Raw genomic sequence first — 21,652 nt, forward strand, 5'->3', positions numbered from 1 at the left:
GGCGACAGTTTCCCCGAAACTGCCGCCTCGACGCGCCCGGACTCAGGCGTCGCGGCGGCGGAAGGCGGCCACCGCCCCGGTGCCGATGACAACGACCCAACCGAGCAGAACGAGCAGGCCGGTGGCGGGCGTCAGGACCTGTGCCGGGTCGGGACGGTAGAGCAGGTCACCCGCCCGATCCGGCAGGTAACGAGCGTGCGGGGTGACGGCGTCCAGCACCGGCGAGACGACCAGCACCAGGCTGAGCGTGACGACGAGAGCGGAGACGACGGCCCGCAGGAGCGCGGCAAAGGTCAGCCCGAGCAACCCGATGAGCGCGAGGTGGACCGCCGCGCCGACGACGTTCCACGGGAGACCGTCGGTGACCACCGGGACGTTCCGCGCGGCCAGCGCGACGCGGGCCGTGAGCAGCCCGATGCCGAGCGCCGCGACGGCGGTCACGGTAGCCCAGGCCAGGTAGGCGAGGGTCTTGGCAGCCGGCACGGCCAGGCGGTCCGGCACGCACCGCAGGGTGGTGTGTATCTGCCCATCGGCGTACTCGGTCCCGACCGCGAGCACGCCGAGCGAGATGGTGCCGGCCTGCAGGTACGGCACCGCCTGGAGGACGACTGCGACCGGCTCGTTCACCCCGGCCGGCGAGGCGGCCAACGCCCCGGTGATGGCGACGGCTGCGCCGATCGTGCCGAGGACCGCGGCCAGCACCGCGGGCAGGCCGAACAGCTTGGTCAACTCCGCGGCGGTGGCGCGGGCGCAAAAGCGGATCACGCGTCCCGCCGCAGGAAGACCGCACTGGCCAGCGCGAGCAGCCCTGCCGTCCAGGTGGCCATGACCAGGCCCCCCGTGACCGGGGCGAGCGCGTCGTCGAACGCCAGCAGGTCGCCGGCGAACATGCTCATGCCCGCGAGATCGGGCAGGAACCGCGCGAGCGGGGTGAGGTGCGACAGCAGCACGGAGACCGAGACGAGGCTGCTGTTCACCACGAGCACGATGATCGGGACGATCCCGTTGCGGGTGAAGACCGTGACCGCGAGGGCGATCAGCGCCGTGAGCATCCAGTAGATCCCGGCACCGACGCAGCGGGACAGCACCCCTTCCGGTGCCGGCGGAGCGTCGGTGCCAACTATCCCGCCCGCCAGCGCCAACGAGGCGGGAATCACCACCAGAGCCGCGACCGCGACCAGCAGGACGACGGTGACGACCTTGGCGGCCAGCACACCGAGGCGGTTGGGGGTGGCGGTGAGGGTCGTGGTGATCTGCCGACCGCCGCCGATCCTGGCACTGTTCGCGGTGTACTCGCCGCCAACGGCGACGACGCCGAGGACCACCGCGCCGACCGTGCCGATCGGCACCGCGGAGAAGACCGCCTCGACAGGCGAGGTGTAGGCCGTCAGCTCGGTCCGGCCGCTGCGCAGCGCGGCGCGGACACCGACGGCGTTGATCAGAGTGATCGCGACCGGACCGAGCACCGTGACAGCCAGTGCGACAGTGGTCGCCGGCAGCGTCGCCGTCTTGCGAATCTCGGCGACGACCGTGTCGACGAAGGTCATCGCCCACCTGCCGTCGGCCCGGTGAGGGCGAAGAAGGCATCCTCCAGGGTCGGGTAGCCGGCCGTGACCTCGCGGATCGGGCCGGCGGCGACGACCCGGCCGTTGGCGATGACGACCAGGTCGTCGGCGATCTCGTCCACCTCCCTCATCAGGTGGCTGGAGAGCAGCACGGTGCCACCGGCGTCCGCGTGCCCGCGCAGCAGGACGCGGATCCAGCGGATGCCCTCCGGATCGAGCCCGTTCACCGGCTCGTCGAGCACGAGTGCACGGGGTTCGCCGAGCAGCGCGGCGGCCAGGCCGAGCCGCTGGCACATGCCGAGCGAGAACCGGCCGACCCTGGTTCCTCCGGCGGCACCGAGCCCGACCTGATCGAGCACCTCGGCCACCCGTCGAGTCGGGATGCCGTTGCTGCGCGCCATCCAGGTGAGGTGGTTGCGCGCGGTACGGGAGCGGTGTGCGCCGGAGCCGTCCAGCATCGACCCGACGGTGCGTAACGGCTGGCGCAGGCGCCGGTACGGCTGGCCGTCGACCAGGGCCGTGCCGGCATCCGCCCGGTCCAGGCCCAACAGGATGCGCAGGGTGGACGACTTGCCCGCACCGTTCGGCCCCAGCAGACCTGTCACCCGGCCCGGTGCGGCCCGGAAGGTGACATCGGTGAGGATCTCGCGGGAGCCGCGCCGCTTGACCAGACGCTCGACTGACAGCATGAGCACCATGTCAGCGCAGAGTGCCGGTCCGCGTCATCGGACCAGAGCCGGGACTTCCGCCGGCCCGCCCACCTCAGGTCGCTCCGACCCAGGTCCGATGTGAGGCCACGGTCCGGGTTCCTAGACTCACGAGATGGCACCTGACGGGCGACCGACACGGCGGCCCTGGCTGTCCGCCGTCGCCGTCTCGGTGCCGGTGGCCCTGCTGCTGTGCCTGATGACGGCGGGCACCGTGGGGCCGGCCGGGACGCTCCTGCTGACGGTGATCACCACGACCGCCGTCGCGGCGTTGCTCTGGGCGGTGATCGGCGCTCGTCAGCAACGGCGGGTGTACGAGGACCGGCTGACCGCGTGGGCGGCTGAGCGGGCCGCGGCGGCGGAACGGTTGCGCATCGCCCGTGAGCTTCACGATCTCGTCTCGCACGGCCTGGGCCTGGTCACCGTGCGTGCCGCCACAGCCGCTCGGATGACCGGGCCAACCGGTGAAGCCGAACGGGCGGCCGCCCTGTCCGACATCGAACAGGTCGGTCGGGAGACCACGGCCGAACTGCGGCGGATGCTCGACGTGCTCCGCGCACCCGGCGCCGAGCCCGCTCCCTTGCGGCCGCCCGACACACTCGACGCCCTGCCGGAGATCGTGCGCTCCACGACCGCCGCCGGGATCGTCGCCACTGTCGAGGTGCGGAAGGTCGGTGAGGTGCCACCCGGCGTGCAGCTCGCCGTGTGCGCGATCGTCCGGGAGGGCCTGAGCAACACGGCCCGGCACGCCGGGCCGACCCGCGTGCACGTCACCGTGGATCGCGACGGCGACGCGATCGTGGTGGAGGTACGGGACACCGGTCCACGCCCCGGCTGGCGACCCCGCGCCGGTGCCGGCCACGGCCTGAACGGTCTGCGCGAGCGGGTGAGCATGCTCGACGGCGCCTTGCGCGCCGGCCCGGCCGGGCCGGGCTTTCAGCTCACGGCGCGCCTGCCGGCCGGGCGGTCCGGATGACAGCTGAGTCAGCGGGTCGGTCCACAAGCATCCGGGTGCTCGTCGCGGACGACCAGCCGCTCCTGCGGCACAGCCTCGCCGTGCTCATCGACGGCACCCCGGGCCTCACCGTCGTCGGTCAGGCTGCCACCGGACAGGAGGCCGTGTCGCTCACCCGTGAACGCCGACCCGACGTCGTCCTGATGGACATTCGGATGCCCGACGGTGACGGCATCGAAGCGACCGGACGCATCGCCGCCGCCACCGACCTGAGCGGTACCAGGATCCTCGTGCTCAGCATGTTCGCACTCGACGAGTACGTGGCTGCCGCGCTGCGCGCCGGGGCGCACGGCTTCCTGCTCAAGGACGCCCACCCGGACCAACTCGTCGACGCCATCCGACGGACCCACGCGGGCGAGTCCCTCTTCGCTCCCAGCATTCTCACCCGCTTCGTCGCGCACTACCTGGACCGGCCCGGCCCGCCCGAGGGCCGTAAGATCGACAGGCTCACCGGCCGCGAGACCGAGGTGCTGTCTCTCGTGGCCCGCGGCCTGTCCAACGACGAGATCGCCCGGACACTCACCATCTCGGTCAAGACCGTCAAGACGCACGTCGGCAACCTGCTCGCCAAGCTCGACGCCCGTGATCGAGCCCAGCTCGTCATCGCCGCCTACGAGAACGATCTCGTCGCACCTCGATCCTCTGCCTGATCTTCGCGTCCTGCCTGCCGGATGTCGGCGGCCGTGGCCCGGTCGGACCAGCGCGGGAGCGCGGCTTGCCGGTCGGGCCCCGGCCGGGTTACCTGGAGGCGTGGACCATTCCTGGTTGAGCGCCCCGGCCGTCGACGTCGCCCAGACGGCGCGGGGCCTGCTGGGCTGGGAGCTGTCGGCCAACGGGGTGCGGGTCAGGCTGACCGAGGTCGAGGCGTACGCCGGCACGGGTGTGGATCCCGCCTCGCACGCGCATCGTGGGCCGACGCCCCGCACGACGGTGATGTTCGGCCCGGCGGGGCACGCGTACACCTACTTCGTCTTCGGCATGCACTGGTGTCTCAACGTCGTCTGCGGCGGCGTGGGGGAGGCGGCGGCGGTCCTGCTGCGCGCCGGTGAGGTGGTCGAGGGTGTGGACCTGGCCCGCAAGCGGCGCGGTGAGGTGGCCGACCGGGACCTGGCCCGGGGGCCGGCCCGGCTGGTGGTCGCGCTCGGCGTCGACGCGTCGGCGAACGGCACCCACATGCTCGACGGGACGGGGCCGTTGCTGCTGACGCCGCCGACCCGCCCGGTCGGGGCGTCGGCCGTCTCGGCCGGTCCGCGGGTCGGCGTGGCCGCCGCGCACGACGTGCCCTGGCGCTTCTGGATCACCGGCGACCCGACCGTCAGCCCCTACCGCCGGCACGTGCCACGACGCCGAACCTGACCTGTTGTCCGGTTCCGCCGACGGCGTTGCCGGTCGCGGCCCGGGATGGGACCGGCATGACGGGGGACACTGGTGCGAGGCGGGCTCGCGGAATAGTTGACTCGTCAAATATGTTGTCGGAGGCGTCGGGCACCACCGCCCGGTCGGACGACACGAGGGAGCGGTCATGCAGTTCGGAGTCTTCACCGTCGGCGACGTCACGGTCGACCCGACGAACGGCCGGGAGCCCACCGAGGCCGAACGGATCAAGGCGATGGTCACCATCGCGTTGAAGGCCGAGGAGGTCGGCCTCGACGTCTTCGCCACCGGCGAGCACCACAACCCGCCGTTCGTGCCCTCGTCGCCCACCACCATGCTGGGCTGGATCGCCGCCCGCACCGAGCGGCTGCTGCTGTCCACCGCGACCACGCTGATCACCACCAACGACCCGGTGAAGATCGCCGAGGACTACGCGATGCTCCAGCACCTCGCCGATGGCCGGGTCGACCTGATGATGGGCCGGGGCAACACCGGCCCGGTCTACCCCTGGTTCGGGCAGGACATCCGCAACGGCATCCCGCTCGCCATCGAGAACTACGACCTGCTGCGCCGGTTGTGGCGCGAGGACGTGGTCGACTGGAAGGGCCGGTTCCGCACCCCCTTGCAGTCGTTCACCTCGACGCCGCGCCCGCTCGACGGCGTACCCCCGTTCGTGTGGCACGGCTCCATCCGCAGCCCGGAGATCGCCGAGCAGGCCGCGTACTACGGCGACGGCTTCTTCGCCAACCACATCTTCTGGCCCGCCGAGCACACCCGGCGGATGGTCGGCCTGTACCGGCAGCGCTTCGAGCACTACGGCCACGGCTCCGCCGACCAGGCGATCGTGGGTCTCGGTGGCCAGGTGTTCATGCGCCGTAACTCCCAGGACGCGGTGCGTGAGTTCCGCCCCTACTTCGACAACGCGCCGGTCTACGGCCACGGCCCCTCGCTTGAGGAGTTCACCGCCCAGACCCCGCTGACCGTGGGCAGCCCGCAGCAGGTCATCGACCGTACGCTCGGCTTCCGCGACTACGTGGGTGACTATCAGCGGCAGCTGTTCCTCGTCGACCACGCCGGGCTGCCGTTGAAGACCGTCCTGGAGCAGCTGGATCTCCTCGGCGAGGAGGTCGTGCCGGTGCTGCGGAAGGAGTTCGAGTCGCTGCGGCCGGCGCACGTGCCGCTGGCGCCGACCCACGCCTCGCTGCTGGCCGCCGCCGGTGGTGGCGGTGACAGCACCGTCCACGCCGTCGACGACGTCACCGGCCGGGCACCGGAGGCCGCCCGATGACCGTGCGTACCCTCGCCGTGGTCTCGGCCGGTCTCAGCCAGCCCTCGTCGACCCGGTTGCTGGCCGACCAGCTCGCCGCGGCCACCCGCGACGAGCTGACCCGGCACGGCGAGCAGGTCGAGCTGCGCCCGGTCGAGCTGCGCGAACACGCCCACGACATCGTCAACCACCTGCTCACCGGCTTTCCGGCGGAACCGTTGCGGCGGGTGCTGGACGAGGTCACCGGCGCCGACGGGCTGATCGCCGTCAGCCCGATCTTCAACGCCTCGTACAACGGGCTGTTCAAGGCGTTCTTCGACCTGGTCGACGCCGACGCGCTCGGCGGCCGTGCCGTCCTGATCGGGGCGACCGGCGGCACCGCACGGCACTCCCTGGCGCTGGAGCACGCGCTGCGTCCGATGTTCACCTATCTGCGGGCGGTGGTGGCGCCGACCGCCGTCTTCGCCGCACCGGAGGACTGGTCCGGCGGGACCGTCGACGGTGCGCTGCGCGCCCGGATCGAGCGCGCCGGCCGGGAGCTCGCCGAACTGGTACGGCGCAGCGCCCCGTCCAGCGGACCCGCCGACCCGTTCGCCCTCACCACCAGCTTCGACCAGCTGCTCCCCGGCCGCGACGGCTGATCCCACCGGCCGGGCCGCCACTCGTCGGCGGCCCGGCCGACAGGTGGTCACTGCTCCGGCTGGTACGGATGGGCGATGAGCACCGGGCAACGGGCGTGGTGCACAAGCGTCTGGCTGACCGAGCCGAGCAGCAGCCCGGCGAAGCCACCCCGACCGCGGGATCCGGCCACCACGAGCGCCGCGTCCCCGGTCGCCTCGATCAACGCCTGGTCCGCCTTGGGCGCGACGATCAACCGCTCCCGCACGGTCAGCCCCGGGCGGCTACCGCGCGCCGCCGCACCGGCGGTGGCGAGCAGGGCCTCGGCCTCCCCGGTGTCGTCGCCGTCATCGGCGACGTGCAGCAGCACCAGCGTCCCACCGCGCCGGCCGGCCTCCTCGGCGCCGTACCCGACGGCGAGTTCGGCCGACTCCGAACCGTCCACACCGACCAGCACCGGCCCTTCCGTGGGCAGCGGCCGGTCGGGCGGGCGGATCACCAGCACCGGGCAGTGGCCGTGCGCGGCGACCTGGGTGCCGACCGAGCCGAGCAGCAGCCCGGCGAAGCCGCCCAGGCCCCGGCTGCCCACCACCACCAGCTCCGCCCGCCGGGACTCCTCGACAAGCGTCGCACCCGGTCCGCCGGCCACCTGACGCACCTCGACCGTCAGCCCCGGCCACCGGTCGACCAGCTCGGCGGCGGTCTGTTCGAGCATCTTGCGGCCGTCCTCCGACGCCGCCGGCACACCCACCTCGTACGGGTTGATCGGCACGCCGTAGCCGAGCGGGTGCAGGTATCCGTGTACCAGGTGCAGCGGGCGGGAACGCCACACCGCCGCCTGTGCCGCGTGCTCCGCGGCCACCAGGCTCGGCGGCGATCCGTCCACCCCCACCACGACAGGTCGGGTCATCGTCACTCCATCGGTCGGTCAGGGTTCATTGTCGACGCGTCCCGCCGCCGGTACGCGTCGACACACCACCGGTCAGGTCCCCTCGACCGTACGCAGCTTCCGGACGATCGCCAGCGGGCAGTGGGCGTGGTGCAGCACGGCGTGGCTGACCGAACCGAGCAGCAGCCCACCCAACGCGCCGCGTCCCCGCGCGCCGACCACCACCACCTGGGCGGTGCGGGACTCCTCCACCAGCGCCCGGCCCGGGGAGCCGCGCACCAACCGCCGCCGCACCGGCACCTCCGGATACCGCTCGGACCAGCCGGCCACCGCCTCGGCGAGGACGCGCTCCTCCTCGTCCCGGAAGGCGTCCAGGTCGTAGACCAGGGGCAGGATGTCACCGGGACCGACCGGCGTCGGATAGAGCCAGGCGTGCACCGCGACCAGCTCGGTGCCGCGCCACGCCGCCTCCTCGAAGGCGAACCGGACGGCCTCCTGGGACAGCTCCGAACCGTCGACGCCGACCACCACCGGCCCGTCCGCCCGCGACTCGCCGCGCACCACCAGCACCGGGCCGTCGGCGTGGGCGCTGACCTGGACGGCCACCGAGCCGAGCAGCAGCCCGGCGAAGCCGCCCAGGCCCCGGTTGCCGAGGACGACGAGCGCCGCGTCCCGGGCTTCGGCGAGCAGCATGCTGCTCGCCGACCCGTCGACCACCTCGGCGGTCACCGGCACCTCCGGGGCGACCTTGCCGGCCTCGGCGACGGCGTCGGCGAGGTGCCGCTCGGCCTGGTTGCGCAGCCCACCATCGGCCGGCGCACCCGGCGCGGGACCCAGCGGCACGCCCATCAGCGGCCAGATGAACGCGTGCACGACGCGCAGCGGGCGGTGCCGGTACGCGGCCTCCCGCGCGGCGGCGCGCACCGCGTGCAGGGCGATCTCGGAACCGTCCACGCCCACCACGACGGGGGCGCCGGTGTTGCTGGTCATCACATCTCCTTCTCGACTCCGCTGTCAGCCTCGCGTACCGACGGCGTCAGGGTGGGCAGATCGGTGCCCGACGTACGCCGGGTGAGCCGCAGCGCCAGGCCGGGCAGGACGCTCACCGCGGCACAGGCAAGCAGCTCGGTGACGCCGAGGACCTCGGTGCCGAGCAGCTCCCGCAGCGGTGGCAGCAGCACCCCGGCCACCTGGAGCAGCGCGGAGGCGGCGACCGCGAGCGGCAGCGCCAGGTTGCCCCACCGCTGTCCGGGCGGACGTGGCGCGCGGACCGCCAGCGCCACCCCGAGCTGCGCCAGGCCGAGAACGATGAAGATCACCGACTGCCAGGGCCGGTTCCAGTGGGCGGCGAGCACGCCCGCGCCCAGGGTCACCGCCGCGATCAGTGCACCACCGACCAGGATCTGCCGGCCCAGACCCGCGCCGAGCACCGACTCCTGCGGCGAGCGCGGCACCCGGCGCAGCGAGCCCGGCTCGGCCGGTTCGGCGCCCAGCGCCACCCCGGGCACCCCGTGGGTGAGCAGGTTGATCCAGAGAATCTGGGCCGGCAGCAGCGGTACGGGCAGGCCGAACAACGGCCCGAGCAGCATCACCGCGATCTCGGCCACCCCGCCGGAGAGGGCGTAACGCAGGAACCGGCGGATGTTGTCGTAGATCCGGCGACCCTCACCGATCGCGGCGGTCACGGTGGACAGGTCGTCGTCGACCAGCACCAGATCGGCCGCCTGCCGGGCCACCTCGGTACCGCCACCCATCGCCACCCCGATGTCGGCCCGGCGCAACGCCGGCGCGTCGTTGACGCCGTCGCCGGTCATCGCCACCACATGCCCCCGGGACTGCAACCCGGCGATGATGTCGAGCTTCTGCTCCGGCTGCGTACGCGCGTACACCCGGGTCGCCGGTGGGGCCGCGGCGGGATCACCGTCGTCGCCGCGTACCACCGGGTCGCCCTCGCTCCACAGCCCCAGCTGACCGGCGATGGCCGCCGCGGTGGCCGGATGGTCGCCGGTGACCAGCACCAGCCGCACGCCGGCGTCGGCGAAACCGTCGGCGATGTCCGGCGCCGCGGCGCGCAGCGGATCGCCGACGGCGACCAGACCCAGCGGGCGCAATCCCTCGGGACGCGCGGGATCGGCCGGCGGTGTGTCCAGCACGGCGGCGGCCAACGCCAGCACCCGCAGCCCGGCACCGGCCAGCCGGTGCGCGGCGGCGGTCAGGGCGGCCAACTCGTCGGCGTCGGCGTCGAGCAGCGGCGCGGTGAGCACGTTCTCCGGAGCGCCCTTGCACACCACCAGGTAGCGACGGTCGCAGGAGCGGTGCACCGTGGTCATGCGGCGTAGCTGCTGGTCGAAGGGGTGCTCGGCGACCCGGGGCCAGGCGTTGCGGGTGGTCTGCGGATCCAGGCCGCAGCGGGCCGCGAAGGCCACCAGGGCCGCCTCCAGCGGATCGCCCACCGCACCCCAGCGGGGTCGCTGCTCGGTCGGCGGGGCGAGGGTCGCGTCGTTGCAGAGCAGCCCCGCCCGGGCCAGCCGACGCAGCTCGTCCGGCACCGCCACCGGCGCGCCGTCGCGGTGCACCGTGCCGTGCGGGGCGTACCCGCTGCCGGTGACACCGAACAGGGCGCCGTCGCCGGTGACCGCCGACTGCACGGCCATCCGTCCCTCGGTCAGGGTGCCGGTCTTGTCGGAGGCGATCACGGTGACCGAGCCGAGCGTCTCCACCGCGTGCAGCCGGCGGGGGATCGCCCGGGCCGCCGCCATCCGACGTGCCCCCAGCGCCAGCGCCAGTGTCACCACCGCCGGTAGCGACTCCGGCACCGCGGCGACCACCAGGCTCACCGCGGTGACCGCCATCTCCACCAGGGGACGACCACTGACCACGCCGACGGCGAAGACCAGCCCGGACAGCAGCACGGCGACGCCGCCGAGGATCCGGCCGAGCGAGGCGAGCCGGCGTTGCAACGGTGTCGCCGTCGGCCGGGTGCTGGCCGCCAGGGTGGCGATCCGGCCCAGCGCACTGGTCGCGCCGGTGCGCACCGCCGTGCCGACGGCCCGACCGGTGGTCACCACCGTGCCGGCGCTGGCCTCCTCGCCCGCCGCCCGGGGCACCGGCACCGATTCGCCGGTCAACGCCGACTCGTCCAGGTGCAGCCGGCTCGCGTCGTGCAGCAGCAGGTCGGCCGGGACCACGTCGCCGGCCTCGACCCGGACCAGGTCGCCCCGGACCAGTTCGGTGGCGGGCAGCACCGCGTCCCGGCCGTCCCGCACCACCCGGGCGGTCGGTGCGGCGAGCTGGTCGAGCGCGGCGATGGCCCGGTCGGCGCGTACCTCCTGCACCACCCCGATCGCCGTGTTCACGGCGACCACGAGCAGGATCACCACGGTGTCGGGGTAGTCCCGCAGCACCGTGGTGACCACGGCGGCGGCCAGCAGCAGGGCGACCAGGGGATCGGAGAGCTGATGCAGGACCCGGGTCGCCAGATGCCGGCGGGGCGGTGTCGCGGCGGCGTTGGGGCCGTCGGCCTGTAGCCGCCGGGCGGCCTCGGTCGAGCTGAGCCCGGTGGCGGGTGCCGTCACGACGATGCTCGCCCCGCGTACGTCACCGTCCGCGACCTGGACCTGTCCGGTCACCGTCCGCTCCGCCCTGTGCGTCGGGCGCACCCCGACGGCCCGCCCCTTCGACACCAGCCTCGCCGCATCCGGCGCCGCCCGGCAGGGGCGATCCGCCCGCGCGCCCCGGGACCAACGGCCCTGCCGACCCGTCCCACGTCGGTGACGTCGGCCCGCTGCCCGCCCGTCGGGGCCGGATGCCGACGGCCCCGACGTCGTTCCTGATCCGAGCGACATCGCTGACGGTGCTGCCTCCGTCCGAGGATCCGAGGATCCGAGGAGGAGACAGCACCATCACCGAAGTGATCGCCAGAGGCCGCCGTCAGCGTTCGACGACCAGTCGGTGGGCCCGGAGCAGGCGGGCCCACCAGGGGCGGGCGGCGCGCGGCGGCGGTGTCCGTACGCCGCGGAAGCTGACCCAGCCGCCCGGTCCCATGCTCAGCCGACCGACGGCGGGTGGTCGCCGCCGGCCCAGGGCCGTGACGCCGGCGGTGACCAGCCCGACGGTCAACACTCCGGCCGCGGCGACCAGCAGCCGGTCCGGATCGGGCAGCGGCCGGTACCGGACGTGCCCGCCGGTGGCGACGAACACGCCGACCGGACGTCCGTCGCGGATCACCGGCACCAGAGCGGCCGGCGACGTGCCGGGCAACTCCAGCACCGGCCCGACCGACAGCGGCACCGCCGGCTGCTGCGCCGTTTCCGCGACCGGTCGGGGCTGGGCCAGCGGCACCGACCCGGTGGCATTGAAGATGGCGGTCATCTCAGGCACCTCCTATCGGGCGTCGGAGCCGACGCAGTCCGGCGCCACCGCGGCCCGGCCGGCGGCCAGGCGGGCGATCGGCACCCGGTACGGCGAGCAGGAGACGTAGTCCAGTCCGGCCTCGGCGAAGAACTCCACCGACTCCGGGTCACCGCCGTGCTCGCCGCAGACCCCGACCGTCAGCCCGGGTCGCGCCGCGCGGCCCTCGGCCACCGCCAGGCGGACCAGCCGGCCCACCCCGGCGACGTCGACGGTCTCGAACGGTGACGCCTCGACGATGCCCCGCTCCAGGTAGTCACCGAGGAACGAGCCCTCCCCGTCGTCCCGGGAGAACGCCCACGTGGTCTGGGTCAGGTCGTTGGTGCCCAGGGAGAAGAACTCCGCCTCACCCGCGATCGCCCCGGCGGTCAGCGCCGCGCGCGGTGTCTCGACCATCGTGCCGACCGGGATCGGCGGCGCACCCGGCACGGTGGCCAGCACGTCGGCCACCTCGGCCCGCACGGCGGCCAGCTCGTGCACGTCGACGACCAGCGGCACCATGATCTCCGGGCGCGGGTCGCCGCCCTCGGCCACCCGCCGCGCCGCCGCCTCCGCCACGGCCCGGACCTGCATCGCGAACAGGCCCGGCACCACCAGACCCAGGCGGACCCCACGCAGGCCCAGCATCGGGTTGCTCTCCTGCATCCGGCGGACGGCGGCCAGCAGCACCGCGTCGCGACCCGGGTGCTGCCCGAGCGCCTCCGCCCGGGCCACCCGCGCGGCCAGTTCGGGCAACGGGGGCAGGAACTCGTGCAACGGCGGGTCGAGCAGCCGGATGGTCACCGGCAGGCCGTCCATCTCCGCGAGGATCGCGACGAAGTCCTCCCGCTGCAACGGCAGCAGCTCCGCCAGCGCGGCGTGGACCTCGTCCAGCCCGTCGGCCAGGATCAACCGCTCCACCAGGGCCCGGCGGGCACCGAGGAACATGTGCTCGGTCCGGCACAGCCCGACGCCGTCCGCGCCGAGCGCCCGCGCCCGCGTCGCGTCGGCGGGAGTGTCGGCGTTGGCGCGTACGCCGAGCCGGCGCACCGAGTCCGCGTGCCGCAGCAGCCGGTCCACCGCCGAGACCAGCCGGTCGGTCTCCGGCGCCAGTTCACCGGCGAGGTAGCGGGTCACCGGGGAGGGCCGTACCGGCACCTCGCCGAGATAGATCCGCCCGGTGGTGCCGTCGATGGAGACGAGGTCACCGGCCCGGACAGTGGTGTCGCCGACCCGGAACTCGCCGCGCTCCGGGTCGATCTGCAGCGCCTCCACCCCACAGACGCAGGTACGCCCCATGCCCCGGGCGACCACGGCGGCGTGCGAGGTCTTGCCGCCCCGGGCGGTGAGGATCCCGGCGGCGGCGATCATGCCGGGCAGGTCGTCCGGGTTGGTCTCCCGGCGGACCAGGATCACCGGCCCGTCCGCCGCGGTGGCGGCGGCGTTGTCGAAGACCACCCGGCCGGCGGCGGCCCCGGGCGAGGCACCGACGCCCGTGGCGAGCGGCTCGGGCGTGGCCTGCGGGTCGAAGGTGGGGAACATCAGCTGGGCCAGTTGCGCCCCACTGACCCGGGTCAACGCCTCGTCCCAGCTGATCAGCCCCTCGTCGGCCAGTTGCGCGGCGATCACGAACGCCGCCGCCGCGGTGCGCTTGCCGACCCGGGTCTGCAACATCCACAACCGGCCCCGTTCGATGGTGAACTCCACGTCGCACAGATCCCGGTAGTGCCGTTCCAGCGTCGTCATGATCCCGGTCAGCCGCCGGTAGCTGGCCGGGTCGAGCCGGGACAACTCGTCCAGCCCGACCGTGTTGCGGACCCCGGCCACCACGTCCTCGCCCTGGGCGTCGGACAGGTAGTCGCCGTACACACCGGGTGCGCCGGTGGCCGGATCGCGGGTGAACGCCACCCCGGTACCCGAGTCCGGGCCCAGGTTGCCGAAGACCATCGCCATCACGTTGACCGCCGTGCCCAGGTCGTCGGAGATGTGCTCGCGGCGTCGGTAGAGCACCGCCCGGGCGGCGTTCCACGACTCGAAGACCGCCCGGATCGCCAGGTACAGCTGCTCGTGCGGGGCCTGCGGGAACTCGTGACCGACCCGGTCGGCGAACACCTTCTTGTACGTCTCGACCAGGCCGTGCAACTGCTCCGCGGTCGGGCCGTCCGGCCCGGCGGTGGCCCGCAACGCGTCCAGTTCCCGGTCGAACTCCTCGGCCGGCACGCCGTGCACCGTCCGACCGAACATCTGGATCAACCGTCGGTACGAGTCCCAGGCGAACCGCTCGTCGCCGCTGATCCGGGCCAGGCCGGTCACGGTGGCGTCGTTGAGCCCGATGTCCAGGATCGTCTCCATCATCCCGGGCATCGAGTAGCGCCCGCCGGAACGGACGGCCAGCAGCAGCGGCTCGGCCGGGTCGCCGAGCCGCCGGCCCAGTCGCACCTCGACCTCCCGCAGATGAGCGTTCACCTCGTCGAACAGCCCGTCGGGCACCGCCTTGTCGGCGAGGTACGCCCGGCAGGCGTCGGTGCTGACGGTGAAGCCGGGCGGCACCGGCAGCCCGAGCCGGGTCATCTCGGCGAGGTTGGCGCCCTTGCCGCCGAGCAGGCCGGCCATCTCTCGGCCACCCTCGATGAAGTCGTACACGTACCTGGTCATGACCCGGCCTCCACTTCGCCGTCGATGCCTCTGCCTCGTTGGTAGCAACACCGCCGCCGGCGTGGTCAGGGCCGAAAGCCGATCCGAACCGGGCCGGTGGTCCCCACCCGGACCGCGTATGGTCGGCCGGTGACCGATGACCTGCGGCTACGCCCGGTGCGCGAGGACGACCTGGTGGAGTTCTTCACGCACCAGCTCGACCCGGAGGCCGGCCGGATGGCCGCGTTCGGCGCTGCGGACCCGACGGACCGGCGGGCGTTCGCCGCGCACTGGGTCCGCATCCTCACCGGCCCGGACAACCTGGCCCGCACGGTGACCGTCGACGGCACGGTGGTCGGTCACGTGCTGGCCTTCCCGGTCGGCGACGAGTTCGAGGTCAGCTACTGGATCGACCGGGCGTACTGGGGCCGTGGCTACGCCACCCGCGCCCTGACCGCGCTGCTGCGGGAGGTCACCCGCCGGCCACTGTTCGCGCGGACGGCCACCGACAACGCCGCGTCGCTGGCGGTGCTGCGCCGCTGCGGCTTCGTCGTCCGGGGAACCGACCGCGCGTACGCCCCGGGTCGCGGTCACGACGTCGACGAGTACGTCCTGGAACTACCGGCCGTACCCGACACCGACCCGGCGTGATTCGCCCCTGGCACCCGGGCTGACCAGGGCAGCGACTACCCTCGCGGGGTGAACTGGCTGGAACTGGTCGGCTGGGCCGGCTCCGCGTTGCTGGTCTGGTCGTTGCTGCAGACGCGCATTCTGCGGCTGCGCGCCCTCAACCTGGTCGGCTGTGCCGTCCTGATCGGCTACAACGCCACGATCCGGGTGTGGCCCATGGTCGGGCTGAACGTGGTGCTGGCCGTGATCAACATCTGGTATCTGCGGCGGTTGCTCACCACCCGCCACGACGAGCAGACCTACCAGGTGGTGGAGGTGGGTGCCGACGACGCGTTCCTGGCCCACACGCTGCGGGTGCACGCCGCCGACATCGCCCGGTTCAACCCGGGTTTCCGTCCGGACCGGCCGGTCGGCCGTTCGGCCTTCCTGGTGGTACGCGCCGACGAGGTCGTCGGTGTGGTACTGGTCCGCGACGCCGGCGACGGGGTGGCCCAGGTCGACCTGGACTACGTCACCCCGCCGTTTCGTGACTTCACCCCCGGCGAGTTCGTCTACCGGCGCAGCAGCCTGTTCACCGACCGGGGGTTCCGCCAGGTGCTGAGCCCGCCGGGCATGATCGCCCCGTACTACCACCGCCTCGGGTTCCGCCGCGCGGGGGAGTCGTACGTGCTGGACCTGCCGGCGCCGGCGCTGCCACAGAGCTGAGCGCGCCCCGGCCCCACCTGGTGATGATTCACCGCCGGAGCGAGTGGGCATAGGCTCCGCTACGTCGGCGGGGCCGCCACCGGCGGCGCCACCCGGCGCGGTCCAGCGAGGGAGAACCAGGCGTGCAGAGCTACTGGAGCCAGCTGGCCCTGGTCGCGGTCCTGATCGTGGTGAACGCGATCTTCGCCGGCAGCGAGCTGGCGTTGGTGTCGCTGCGCGACAGCCAGGTCCAGCGACTGGAACGCAGTGGACGCACCGGTCGGGTGCTGGCCCGGCTGGCCCGCGACCCGAACCGCTTCCTGGCCACCATCCAGATCGGCATCACGCTTGCCGGGTTCCTCGCCTCGGCCGCCGCCGCGGTGTCGCTGGCCAAGCCGCTGGTTCCGCTGCTGGACGGCGTCTTCGGCCGGGCCGCCGGCCCGATCTCCGTGGTGCTCGTCACGCTGGTGCTGACCTTCGTCACCCTGGTCTTCGGTGAGTTGGCCCCGAAACGGATCGCCATGCAGGTTCCGGAGCGGTGGGCGCTGCTCGTCGCCCGCCCGCTGGATCTGCTCGCCGGCTTCACCCGGCCGGTCGTCTGGGTGCTCGGCGCCACGAGCGACCTGGTGGTACGGCTGGTCGGCCTGGACCCGAAGCCCGAGCGGGACGAGATCAGTCCGGACGAGCTGCGGGACATCGTGGCCGGCCACCACGGCTTCACCAAGGAGCAGCAGACCATCATCGCCGGAGCGGTGGAGATCGCCGAGCGCAGGCTGCGGGCGGTGCTGGTGCCGCGGCTGCGGGTCTTCTGCCTGGACAGCGGCACCACCGCGGAGGCCGCCCGACTCGTGCTTGCCGCCTCCGGGCACTCCCGCGCGCCGGTGGTACGCCACGGCGGCCTGGACGACTCGGTGGGCGTCATCCACCTGCGGGACCTGGTCGGCGTCGGCGACGATCAGCCGGTCGACGAGTACGCCCGCCCGCCGCTGCTGCTGCCGGACTCGGTGCCGGTGGTCGACGCGCTGCGCCGGTTCAAGGCCGAACGCCAGCACATGGCCCTGGTCGTCGACGAGCGCGGCGCCGTCGAGGGCATCGTCACCCTGGAGGACATCCTGGAGGAGATCGTCGGGGAGATCTACGACGAGACCGACCGGGATGTCGGTGCGGTCCGCACCGACGACGACGGGGCACTGCTGCTGCCGGGCACCTTCCCCGTCCACGACCTGCCCGACATCGGGGTGGAGCTGCCCGGACGGCCGGACGGCGACTACACCACCGTGGCCGGGCTGCTGCTGGCCGGTCTCGGCCGGATCCCGCACGCCGGGGAGCAGCTCACCGTCGACGGCTGGCGGCTGGAGGTGACGGTCGCCGACGACCGGGCGGTCTCCGGTGTCCGGCTGCGCCGTACCGCAACGGGATCCGCGGACCCGGACGCCGCCGAGACAACCGGGCGGGCGCCGGACGAACCCGACGCGCAGCCGGACGACGCGGCGGTGCCGCCGGCCGACTCGCCGTCGGTGCTGGACGGCACCCGGCGCTGAGCACCGGGCGAACGGGCCCGACCGCGCGGGCCGCCGGCGTAGCCCCGCACGCCTGCTCACGCCGGCTCCGGGCCAGCGTCGCGCGGCCGACCCGGATCGGGCGGCCCAGGCAGCGGCGGGTCCAACCGCACCCGGTGCACCGGCACCTGCCAGGTGCTGCGAGCGAGCAGGCGGGCCAGCGCGCGGATCGCCCAGGGGCCGGACGGGTGCCGTTGCGGACCGATCAGCCGGCCACTCAACCGGCCGTACCAGTGTCGGGTGACGACCAGGTCGGTCAGCCGCAGCGGGCCGTCGGCGGGGCCACGCAGCACGAGGTCCACCACCCGACCCAGGCGCCGGCCCTGAGGGTCGTACGCGGTACGCCCCAGCAGGTCACCCGCTCGCACGGTGCGCTCCCGGAATCCGGTCGATCACGTGCCGGCGCAGCCACTGCTCCACCGGCGAGGTGGGCAGTTCGTCGGCCCGCACCCGCAGCCACACCGCACTGTCGACCCGTTCGACGAGCGGGTACGGGATGCGTAGCGGCGCCATCGGCCGGTCCGTGACGAACCGCTCGGCGGTCAGCACCAGCATCCGGCCGAGGCGACCGCCGACCCGCTGCCCGAGCGCGCCCGGCCCGCTCAGCAACGACCGCAGGTACGGCACCCCGTCCGCGTCGAGCGCGAACTCCACGTCGTCGACCTTGCCGACCAGCCGCCCGTCCCGGTCGACCAGTTGCCGGTCGAGCAGTTCCTGGCTGACCTGGATCCTCACTGGCCCATCCTCGTACCGATCGCCAGCGGCACGGCGACGATCGAGGCCGCGAGGATGACCAGCAACAGCACCGCGCCCAGCAGGTTGAGGGCTCGGCCGTTGACCCGGTCACCGAGGTAGGTGCGGTCGTTGGCGACCACCAGGATCGGCAGGTAGGTCAGCGGCAACGCCACCGCGCTGATGATCAGCATGTATTCGGTGAGGGTCACCGGGTCGACCGTGGTGAGCAGCGCGAGCACCCCGAGCAGCACGCTGACCAGCAGCACCGTGTGGAAGCGGGCCGCCTCGTGCGGGCTCACCCGTTTACCCCACTGCCAGCCGAAGTACTGCGCGGCGGCGTACGCGGCGGACAGACCGGTCTCCAACGCGGCGCCGAAGGTGACCGCGAAGAACGCCAGCGCGGCCACGGCCAGGCCGACCGAGCCGAAGGCCAGCACCACCGGATGCGCGACCTGGTCGAGACCGTCCACCGACAGGCCGGCGGGGCGCAGCACCACCGTCGCCGTGGCCATCAGGGACAGCGCGAGGAAGCCGCCGACCGGAAAGCCGACGAGCACGCTGAAGCGGGCGTCGGCCAGGTCGGTGGCGCTCCACCGTTCCTCGACCCCGCCGGAGGAGAAGAAGAAGACCTCGTACGGGCTGACCGTCGAGGCGAACAGCGCCACCGCGACGAACCAGTACGCCCCCCACCCCTGACCCGAGTCCCCAGGTGTCACCGCACCGCGGCCGAGCGCCGCCCAGTCGGTCGGCAGCCAGAACAGGGCGACGGCGAACACCACCAGGGCGAGCCCGGCCAGCCCGAAGACCCGTTCCATCACCGGGAACCGCATCCGCCACAGCACCAGCCAGACCGCGATCCCGGCGACCGGCACCCAGAGCAGGTACGGCACGCCGGTGGCCAGCCGCAACGCCAGCGCCACCCCGCCCAGTTCGGCGGCCAGGGTGATCACCGTGACCAGGTACGACGCCACCAGGTTGAGCAGTGCCATCCGCGCGCCGAGCCGCTCCCGGACCAGGTCGAACACCGCCCGCCCGGTCACCGCCGCGATCCGTCCGGCCATTTCCGCGTACGCGCAGATGGCGACGACCCCGAGCAGCAGCACCCAGGTGTGCGCCATGCCGAAGCGGGCCCCGGCCTGGCCGGCGGCGACCAGGTCGCCGATGTCGACGAAGCCGCCGACCGCGGACAGGATGCCGAGCGTGGCGGCGAGAAGCTTCCTCACGTCGGCGGTACGGGCTCGGTCATCGTCGCGACGATAACGCCACCAAAGCCGCCATCTACCCGAAACCGCCCTCAGCGCTGCTCAGGTACGGCGGCAAGGACGAGCGGCGGTCCGCTGTGCGCAGTGTCCCTGCCGACGGTGTGCGGCCCGCTCGGCGATCCGGCCGCCCTGGTCGGGCGTGGCTCCTGTCAGTCCGCGGCCGGGTAGAGGTTCTGGAGGCGGACCTGGCCCCGGGCGACCAGCCGCCCGTCCGCGTCCGCGATCTCCACCTGCCACAGCTGCTGGCTCCGCCCCCGGTGCACCGGGGTGCCGACCGCGACCAACTCACCCTCGCCCACGGCCCGCAGGAAATCGGTCTGGTTGGACACGCCGACCACCCGCCCGCGCTCACCCAACCAGACACCGGCGCCCAGGCTCGCCGCCGTCTCCACCACCGAGCAGTGGACCCCGCCGTGCAGGATGCCGTACGGCTGGTGCAACTCCGGGCGGACCCGCCAGCGGATCGTGACCCGGTCCCCGCTGATCTCGTCCAACTCCAGTCCGAGCAGGGCGAAGAAGCCACCCGACATCGTCGACACGTCCACGGCCACCTCCATGATCTTGGACTGGTCAGCCTAGTGCCGCTGCCCGTCGCCGGAACCCGGTAGGGCCGGACCGGGCTGATGGGGGACAATCGGTGACCGTGACCGACAGCACCCTCCCGCCGGCCCGGCGGGACTCCCTGACCGATGACCTGCGCTGGCGGGGTCTGCTCCAGGACTCCACCGACCCGGACGAGCTGCGCGCGCTGCTCGACGGCCCGGGAGCCGCCTTCTACGTGGGCTTCGACCCGACCGCGCCGAGCCTGCACGTCGGCCACCTGATGCAGGTCACCACCGCCCGTCGCCTCCAACTCGCCGGGCACCGGCCACTGCTGCTGGTCGGGGGCGCCACCGGGCAGATCGGTGATCCGAAGGAGAGCGCGGAACGGACCCTCAACCCGCCGGAGGTCGTGGCGAGCTGGGTCCAGCGGATCCGTGACCAGCTCGCGCCCTTCGTGTCGTACACCGGGGACCATGCCGCCCGCCTGGTCAACAACCTGGACTGGACCGGCGAGATGTCGGTGGTGGAGTTCCTGCGTGACGTGGGCAAGCACTTCCCGGTGAACCGGATGCTGGCCCGTGAGGTGGTCCGGGCCCGGCTGGAGAGCGGCATCAGCTTCACCGAGTTCAGCTACCAGCTGCTCCAGGCCAACGACTTCTTCGAGCTGCACCGACGGCACGGCTGCCAGCTCCAGTTCGGTGGTTCGGACCAGTGGGGCAACATCACCGCCGGAGTCGACTACGTCCGGCGGCGCGGGCTCGGGCCGGTCCAGGCGTTCACCACCCCGCTGGTGACCAGGTCGGACGGCTCGAAGTTCGGCAAGACCGAGGGCGGCGCGATCTGGCTCGATCCCGAGATGACCAGCCCGTACGCCTTCTACCAGTTCTGGATCAACGTCGACGACCGGGACGTGGGCCGCTACCTGCGCTACTTCAGCTTCCGCAGCCGGGAGGAACTGGAGGAGTTGGAGAAGGAGACGGCGGAGCGCCCGGCGTCCCGGGCCGCCCAGCGCGCTCTCGCCGAGGAGTTGACCACCCTGGTGCACGGCGAGCGGGAGATGGCTCAGGTGGTCGCGGCCAGTCAGGCACTCTTCGGCCGGGGCTCACTCGACGAGCTGTCGGCGGTGACGCTGCGCGCCGCCCTCACCGAGGCCGGACTGGTACGCCTGGACGACCTGCCGGACGTGGCCACCCTGTTCAAGGAGTCCGGCCTGGTGCCGAGCATGAAGGAGGCCCGGCGGGTGATCGCCGAGGGTGGCGCCTACGTCAACAACATCCGCGTCGTCGCGGCGGACGCTGTGGTCTCGCCGGCGGATCTGCTGCACGACAGGTACCTCGTGCTCCGGCGGGGCAAGCGTTCCTTCGCCGGGGTGGAGGTCGGGTCCTGACCCTGCCCGGCCAGGTGTGACGCGGGACGCGTCCGGCGGATTTGACGATCAATCCGCCGGACGCGTAACTTTCTCTCTGCCAGCGCGGAACGGACGAACGGGGCGAAAGCCTCAGGCCGGAGCGCAGGTAGACCTTTCGGGCCAAGAGCTACGGCCAGGTGTTCGAACCGGGTGGTGCCCCAGATTCGCCGGGAGGCGGATTTGGCGGGGCGAAACCGACCGGGTATGGTTGACGACCGGCAGGGCCCCAGGCGCGCTCGCGGGAGACCGCAGCGGCTGGCCTGCCACAACCACGACAGGAACGGCGAGAGCCGGCTTGCTCGTGGTGCCCGGAGAAATGGGTGGAAGTTGCGACAGACCGGTGCAAGCCGGTTTGACACGACAGAAACCACCG

Annotated in this window: 21 protein-coding genes; 9 read left to right on the top strand and 12 right to left on the bottom strand. The window is 73.1% G+C overall.

Features of this window, described 5'->3' with window-relative positions:
- Nucleotides 1-42 precede the first annotated feature (42 nt).
- Genes V5O40_RS25840 through V5O40_RS25850 form a run of 3 tightly spaced genes read right to left on the bottom strand, consistent with a single transcriptional unit; the run spans nt 43 to nt 2,263 of the window.
- The gene (locus V5O40_RS25840; protein ID WP_332907876.1) at nt 43-765 is read right to left on the bottom strand and encodes a hypothetical protein; all 723 of its coding nucleotides are present in this window, start codon (nt 763-765) and stop codon (nt 43-45) included.
- Complete coding sequence (locus V5O40_RS25845; protein WP_332907877.1) at nt 762-1,547, bottom strand: hypothetical protein; 786 nt, start codon at nt 1,545-1,547, stop codon at nt 762-764. Before V5O40_RS25845 ends, V5O40_RS25840 begins: the two co-directional genes overlap by 4 nt.
- Nucleotides 1,544-2,263: an ABC transporter ATP-binding protein gene (locus tag V5O40_RS25850; RefSeq protein ID WP_332907878.1), complete on the bottom strand. Its 720-nt coding sequence runs from the start codon at nt 2,261-2,263 to the stop codon at nt 1,544-1,546. The genes V5O40_RS25845 and V5O40_RS25850 overlap by 4 nt, the downstream gene beginning before the upstream one ends.
- 124 nt (nt 2,264-2,387) lie before the next feature.
- On the opposite strand from V5O40_RS25850, the gene V5O40_RS25855 reads away from it, so the two are divergent.
- From V5O40_RS25855 to V5O40_RS25875, 5 genes are all read left to right on the top strand, one after another.
- On the top strand, nt 2,388-3,248 hold the full coding sequence (locus V5O40_RS25855; protein WP_332907879.1) for a sensor histidine kinase: 861 nt from the start codon (nt 2,388-2,390) through the stop codon (nt 3,246-3,248).
- On the top strand, nt 3,245-3,937 hold the full coding sequence (locus tag V5O40_RS25860) for a response regulator transcription factor (protein ID WP_332907880.1): 693 nt from the start codon (nt 3,245-3,247) through the stop codon (nt 3,935-3,937). The genes V5O40_RS25855 and V5O40_RS25860 overlap by 4 nt, the downstream gene beginning before the upstream one ends.
- 100 nt (nt 3,938-4,037) lie before the next feature.
- Nucleotides 4,038-4,643, top strand: coding sequence for a DNA-3-methyladenine glycosylase (locus V5O40_RS25865; RefSeq protein ID WP_332907881.1), 606 nt, complete (start codon nt 4,038-4,040; stop codon nt 4,641-4,643).
- A gap of 166 nt (nt 4,644-4,809) precedes the next feature.
- Nucleotides 4,810-5,949: an LLM class flavin-dependent oxidoreductase gene (locus V5O40_RS25870; protein ID WP_332907882.1), complete on the top strand. Its 1,140-nt coding sequence runs from the start codon at nt 4,810-4,812 to the stop codon at nt 5,947-5,949.
- Nucleotides 5,946-6,569: an FMN reductase gene (locus tag V5O40_RS25875; protein WP_332907883.1), complete on the top strand. Its 624-nt coding sequence runs from the start codon at nt 5,946-5,948 to the stop codon at nt 6,567-6,569. The genes V5O40_RS25870 and V5O40_RS25875 overlap by 4 nt, the downstream gene beginning before the upstream one ends.
- 47 nt (nt 6,570-6,616) lie before the next feature.
- Here V5O40_RS25875 and V5O40_RS25880 read toward each other — a convergent pair whose 3' ends face one another.
- From V5O40_RS25880 to ppdK, 5 genes are all read right to left on the bottom strand, one after another.
- Complete coding sequence (locus V5O40_RS25880) at nt 6,617-7,462, bottom strand: universal stress protein (RefSeq protein WP_332907884.1); 846 nt, start codon at nt 7,460-7,462, stop codon at nt 6,617-6,619.
- Between the two features lie 66 nt (nt 7,463-7,528).
- Nucleotides 7,529-8,425, bottom strand: coding sequence for a universal stress protein (locus tag V5O40_RS25885; protein WP_332907885.1), 897 nt, complete (start codon nt 8,423-8,425; stop codon nt 7,529-7,531).
- Complete coding sequence (locus V5O40_RS25890) at nt 8,425-11,064, bottom strand: cation-translocating P-type ATPase (protein ID WP_332907886.1); 2,640 nt, start codon at nt 11,062-11,064, stop codon at nt 8,425-8,427. The genes V5O40_RS25885 and V5O40_RS25890 overlap by 1 nt, the downstream gene beginning before the upstream one ends.
- A 301-nt stretch (nt 11,065-11,365) precedes the next feature.
- Nucleotides 11,366-11,806, bottom strand: coding sequence for a hypothetical protein (locus V5O40_RS25895; RefSeq protein ID WP_332907887.1), 441 nt, complete (start codon nt 11,804-11,806; stop codon nt 11,366-11,368).
- 12 nt (nt 11,807-11,818) lie between these two features.
- Nucleotides 11,819-14,479, bottom strand: a complete 2,661-nt coding sequence (ppdK, locus tag V5O40_RS25900; RefSeq protein ID WP_332907888.1) for a pyruvate, phosphate dikinase — start codon at nt 14,477-14,479, stop codon at nt 11,819-11,821.
- Between the two features lie 129 nt (nt 14,480-14,608).
- On the opposite strand from ppdK, the gene V5O40_RS25905 reads away from it, so the two are divergent.
- The 3 genes from V5O40_RS25905 to V5O40_RS25915 all read left to right on the top strand — a co-directional run bounded on the left by V5O40_RS25905 (nt 14,609) and on the right by V5O40_RS25915 (nt 17,313).
- Nucleotides 14,609-15,109: a GNAT family N-acetyltransferase gene (locus tag V5O40_RS25905; RefSeq protein WP_332907889.1), complete on the top strand. Its 501-nt coding sequence runs from the start codon at nt 14,609-14,611 to the stop codon at nt 15,107-15,109.
- A 48-nt stretch (nt 15,110-15,157) separates the two neighbouring features.
- Nucleotides 15,158-15,793, top strand: coding sequence for a hypothetical protein (locus V5O40_RS25910; RefSeq protein ID WP_332907890.1), 636 nt, complete (start codon nt 15,158-15,160; stop codon nt 15,791-15,793).
- Nucleotides 15,794-15,915: 122 nt separating this feature from the next.
- Nucleotides 15,916-17,313: a hemolysin family protein gene (locus tag V5O40_RS25915; RefSeq protein ID WP_332907891.1), complete on the top strand. Its 1,398-nt coding sequence runs from the start codon at nt 15,916-15,918 to the stop codon at nt 17,311-17,313.
- A 56-nt stretch (nt 17,314-17,369) separates the two neighbouring features.
- Here the strand turns inward: V5O40_RS25915 and V5O40_RS25920 are convergent, their stop codons facing one another.
- From V5O40_RS25920 to V5O40_RS25935, 4 genes are all read right to left on the bottom strand, one after another.
- On the bottom strand, nt 17,370-17,699 hold the full coding sequence (locus V5O40_RS25920) for a PRC-barrel domain-containing protein (RefSeq protein WP_269737389.1): 330 nt from the start codon (nt 17,697-17,699) through the stop codon (nt 17,370-17,372).
- A complete protein-coding gene (locus V5O40_RS25925) occupies nt 17,686-18,066 on the bottom strand; it encodes a hypothetical protein (RefSeq protein ID WP_332907892.1) in 381 nt (126 codons plus the stop codon). Before V5O40_RS25925 ends, V5O40_RS25920 begins: the two co-directional genes overlap by 14 nt.
- A complete protein-coding gene (locus tag V5O40_RS25930; protein WP_281580650.1) occupies nt 18,063-19,289 on the bottom strand; it encodes an NRAMP family divalent metal transporter in 1,227 nt (408 codons plus the stop codon). Before V5O40_RS25930 ends, V5O40_RS25925 begins: the two co-directional genes overlap by 4 nt.
- 188 nt (nt 19,290-19,477) lie before the next feature.
- On the bottom strand, nt 19,478-19,885 hold the full coding sequence (locus V5O40_RS25935; RefSeq protein ID WP_332907893.1) for a PaaI family thioesterase: 408 nt from the start codon (nt 19,883-19,885) through the stop codon (nt 19,478-19,480).
- A gap of 80 nt (nt 19,886-19,965) precedes the next feature.
- Here V5O40_RS25935 and tyrS point away from each other — a divergent pair, with 80 nt between their 5' ends.
- Entirely contained in the window at nt 19,966-21,258 is a 1,293-nt protein-coding gene (gene tyrS, locus V5O40_RS25940; RefSeq protein WP_408631950.1) for a tyrosine--tRNA ligase, read from the top strand.
- Nucleotides 21,259-21,652: the final 394 nt, after the last annotated feature.

The sequence above is a fragment of the Micromonospora palythoicola genome (genome assembly GCF_036689795.1).
GTDB classification, from domain to species: Bacteria; Actinomycetota; Actinomycetes; order Mycobacteriales; family Micromonosporaceae; genus Micromonospora; species Micromonospora palythoicola.

What these genes read in the sequence shown, in the direction of transcription:
- ppdK (WP_332907888.1), bottom strand. Translation starts at nt 14,479, where the DNA reads ATGACCAGGTACGTGTACGACTTCATCGAGGGTGGCCGAGAGATGGCC.
- V5O40_RS25855 (WP_332907879.1), top strand. Translation starts at nt 2,388, where the DNA reads ATGGCACCTGACGGGCGACCGACACGGCGGCCCTGGCTGTCCGCCGTC.
- V5O40_RS25935 (WP_332907893.1), bottom strand. Translation starts at nt 19,885, where the DNA reads ATGGAGGTGGCCGTGGACGTGTCGACGATGTCGGGTGGCTTCTTCGCC.
- V5O40_RS25845 (WP_332907877.1), bottom strand. Translation starts at nt 1,547, where the DNA reads ATGACCTTCGTCGACACGGTCGTCGCCGAGATTCGCAAGACGGCGACG.
- V5O40_RS25885 (WP_332907885.1), bottom strand. Translation starts at nt 8,425, where the DNA reads ATGACCAGCAACACCGGCGCCCCCGTCGTGGTGGGCGTGGACGGTTCC.
- V5O40_RS25870 (WP_332907882.1), top strand. Translation starts at nt 4,810, where the DNA reads ATGCAGTTCGGAGTCTTCACCGTCGGCGACGTCACGGTCGACCCGACG.
- V5O40_RS25860 (WP_332907880.1), top strand. Translation starts at nt 3,245, where the DNA reads ATGACAGCTGAGTCAGCGGGTCGGTCCACAAGCATCCGGGTGCTCGTC.
- V5O40_RS25850 (WP_332907878.1), bottom strand. Translation starts at nt 2,263, where the DNA reads ATGGTGCTCATGCTGTCAGTCGAGCGTCTGGTCAAGCGGCGCGGCTCC.
- V5O40_RS25895 (WP_332907887.1), bottom strand. Translation starts at nt 11,806, where the DNA reads ATGACCGCCATCTTCAATGCCACCGGGTCGGTGCCGCTGGCCCAGCCC.
- V5O40_RS25875 (WP_332907883.1), top strand. Translation starts at nt 5,946, where the DNA reads ATGACCGTGCGTACCCTCGCCGTGGTCTCGGCCGGTCTCAGCCAGCCC.